We start from the raw sequence: 2,973 nt of genomic DNA on the forward strand, positions 1-2,973 counted from the left end.
TTTGTTCAGCGCTAAAATTTCTTTTTTCTTTTTTACTCATACTTCTTATTTTTTATTTATATTTTTATATCTTTTAGGAAATAAAACTACTCTTTTTGTTGTCTGACTTTTTCAGTCCACTATATTCTACACCCACCTACAGCAGGGCCAAGCACAGTGCTATGAATGGCTATTATTGCTCTTATATCTAACTCAGCGTCATAATGAAAACTCACAAATTCATGATCTTTAAATTTTACATTCTGATAAACCATATAACCTCCTTTTTTAAAAAACTACAGAATTTGAAAGTTTAGTCAAATGAACTTTGATACCGTCTTAAAAATCAAGAAAAAACATCAATTTTAAATGTTAAGATTAGGAATAAAATGAGGGTATCGTCAAGTTGTAATTAAGAGGCACCCTCAGAAATAAAACGGTTAAATAACCTTTATTATGTTATACAATTCTTCTTCTTTTAATATTTTAACTTCACCAGTTTTGCGATTTTTCAATTCTACACTATTATTAGTAGCATGCTTGGGGCCAATTATGATTTGCCAGCTTATCCCCACTAAATCCATATCTGCAAATTTTTTACCTGCACTGCTACTAGTGTCATCATAAAGAACATCATATTTATTAGATAGGTTACCATAAATCCTTTCTGATAATTTATTGCACTCATTATTTTCCGATCTAATGTTTATTATAACAAATTTAAAAGGAGAGATAGAGTCAGGCCATATTATGCCATTTTCATCATAACTATTTTCAATGATTGCAGCTATTAAACGTGTTATGCCAATTCCATAACAACCCATCTCAGGAAATTTAAGTGATCCATCTTTGTCTTGATATGTGCAATTCAAATCTTTACTATATTTTTGCCCCAAATAAAACAAATGCCCTACTTCTATACTTTTACTTTTTAATATATTTAATGAATCAATATTTTCATTAGTATGCTTTTCTTCTTCTTTAGCATAAAATTTTTCATATTCATCAAGAGAGAAGTCGTTATTTTTAAGGTAATTTAAAAGTTCTTTTTGATAATATATTAAGCTTTCACCATTTTGCGCCAAAACATGAAATTCATGACTATAATCACCACCCATAGCCCCTGTTGGAGCTAACACTGGAACAACTTCTAATTCTAACTTTTTAAATATTTTTAAATATGCTACTAGAACTTTTTCATAACTTAAGAGCGCTTCTTCTTTGCTTATATCAAATGAATATGCATCCTTCATTAAAAATTCTTTTGCTCTCATGACTCCGTGCCTAGGTCTAATTTCATCCCTAAATTTCCAGGTTATCTGATAAAGAATTTTGTTAACATCTTTATATGAATGCACACTACTACCAAATAAATCAGTTACCACCTCTTCTCCTGAAGGTGGTAAAACATATTTATTTTGCTTTTGATCTGTAAGATGGAAAATTTGAGACTTTAGATCAGATTCTTCTAGCGCCCTACCAGATTTTTCCCATATTGAAAGTGGTTGCAACGATGGTAAAATAATTTCATGGCTATTAATATTATTAAGTTCTTGTCTGATAATATATTTTATTTTATCTAAGACCTTTATACCAAGTGGAAGCCAGCAATACACCCCTGAAGAAACCTGCTTTATCATGCCACTCCTCAACATTAGCTGATATGATACTAATTTCGCTTCAGAAGTGATATCTTTTGTTGTATTTAGTAAAAATTTACTTAAACGCATTTTACTACTCTAATCCAACAGCATTCTTATAAAGCTCAAATAGTGCCTCTTGCTCATTAAGCTTATCAGCATCCATTTTCCTAGCTTTTATTACTTGTTTAATAATATTAGGTACAAAGCCTTTAGCTTTTGCATCAAGTAACAAATCTTTAATATCATTGTTAATATTATTTTTTTCTTCTTCCAGCCTTTCAATACGCTCAATATATTGCTTCAAAATCTGTTTGGTATCGTTATCAATAGAATCCATGGCTATAACCTAATATTTATATAATTTACTTTTTTTATACATCTTTATAAAGAATCTTATAATCACAGCAATTATTGCTGTCAATGGAATTGCAAACAATATCCCAAAAAATCCTAATAAACTACCACCAACAAAAAGCCCCAAAAATATCCATAATGGATGTAAATTTAAATTTTTGCCCATCAATTTTGGCGTTATAAACACACCCTCAATGATGTGTCCCATTATATAAAAAGTCGCTAGATAAATAATAATGTTGGTGGTTTTAAAATGTACAAATGCAATAATTGACGTCAGTATAAAACTGAACATGATGCCAAAGTACGGAATAAAAAGTGATAATCCAGAAAATATACCTAGAATTAGTGCATAATCAACCTGTAAAATAAATAATCCTATACTATAGTACGTAGCTAATATAATAGACACAGTCAACTGACCCCTTAAGTACTTAGCTATTGCGCCATTTATTTCTTTAAAAAGTCCTATCACATCATTTTTATGGCTAATAGGAATTAAATTTTTTAAGGTATCCAAGATCTTCTGCATATCCATTGCAAAATAGAATGTTAATATCGGCGCTATCAATAAAATAGTTGCCAAATTCAGTATCATCCTACCAGATTGCACAATATTTGCAAATATCTGATTTGAGAATTTAAAGAAGATGGTAGATATATTATCCAGTCCATTTTGAACTGCATCGGCTAAAGCTGGAAATTTATCATTTAGAAGCTCTATAACTTTGTCTACTCCAATTGATTGAGTAAAATATTTTTTTACATTTAAAAGGCCGTTGCATAAATGCAAAGCAAGGAAGATATGCAATAAATGGATTTAAAAAATTAGATTCATATAAAGAAGAACGATAAGTTTGGTATAAAAGAAAGCATAAATATTAGATAGCGTTAAGTAACTTTTAGAATCAACTCATTGTCAATATTTGCTTCATAAAGATTCCACTCATTAGAGGACATAGTCGCTTTAATCTGCAAAACATTGTGAGCATTCTCT

The 2,973-nt window shown here is 29.7% G+C and carries 4 protein-coding genes; all 4 read right to left on the reverse strand.

Translation table 11 applies throughout. From position 1 onward, the window contains the following. Positions 1-119: 119 nt before the first annotated feature. Positions 120-254: a hypothetical protein gene (locus L8D11_RS05840; protein WP_272906046.1), complete on the reverse strand. Its 135-nt coding sequence runs from the start codon at positions 252-254 to the stop codon at positions 120-122. Positions 255-419: 165 nt separating this feature from the next. Continuing rightward, positions 420-1,709, reverse strand: a complete 1,290-nt coding sequence (locus L8D11_RS04600) for a proline--tRNA ligase (RefSeq protein ID WP_236870497.1) — start codon at positions 1,707-1,709, stop codon at positions 420-422. A 4-nt stretch (positions 1,710-1,713) separates the two neighbouring features. After that, positions 1,714-1,959, reverse strand: coding sequence for a DUF2312 domain-containing protein (locus L8D11_RS04605; RefSeq protein ID WP_236870498.1), 246 nt, complete (start codon positions 1,957-1,959; stop codon positions 1,714-1,716). A 9-nt stretch (positions 1,960-1,968) separates the two neighbouring features. Next, a complete protein-coding gene (locus L8D11_RS04610; RefSeq protein ID WP_236870499.1) occupies positions 1,969-2,787 on the reverse strand; it encodes an AI-2E family transporter in 819 nt (272 codons plus the stop codon). Positions 2,788-2,973: the final 186 nt, after the last annotated feature.

This window comes from Candidatus Bandiella numerosa (assembly GCF_021811875.1).
In the GTDB taxonomy this organism is placed as follows: Bacteria; Pseudomonadota; Alphaproteobacteria; order Rickettsiales; family Midichloriaceae; genus Aquirickettsia; species Aquirickettsia numerosa_A.